Source organism: Streptomyces lothianensis (genome assembly GCF_047779955.1).
Lineage (GTDB): Bacteria > Actinomycetota > Actinomycetes > Streptomycetales > Streptomycetaceae > Streptomyces.
The window spans coordinates 1-275 of record NZ_JBLMKT010000165.1; the positions used below are offsets into that span (position 1 = coordinate 1).

Annotated in this window: 1 protein-coding gene; it reads left to right on the forward strand. The window is 68.7% G+C overall.

Annotation, left to right across the window (positions count from 1 at the left end):
• Nucleotides 1-275 (forward strand): condensation domain-containing protein (locus ACLF6P_RS30080; RefSeq protein ID WP_415954596.1); only part of this gene is annotated, 275 nt, incomplete at both ends.

Sequence of the window (275 nt, forward strand, 5' to 3'; positions counted from 1 at the left end):
AATCGCCAACCCGACCCGCACCCTCGCCCACCACCCCCTCTTCCAGGTCATGCTCACGTTCCAGTCCCAGGACAGCGGTGACACTCTGCTCGGCGGTCTCAGGGCCGAGGCGACGGGGATCGACGCGGGAGCCGCCAAATTCGACCTCGGTTTCAGCCTCACCGAACAGCACCACGCCGACGGCGCAGCGGCCGGCGTGGACGGCAGCGTCGTCTACGCGACGGACCTGTTCGAGCGGAACACGGTCGAGACGCTGGTGGCCCGGCTCGTACGGT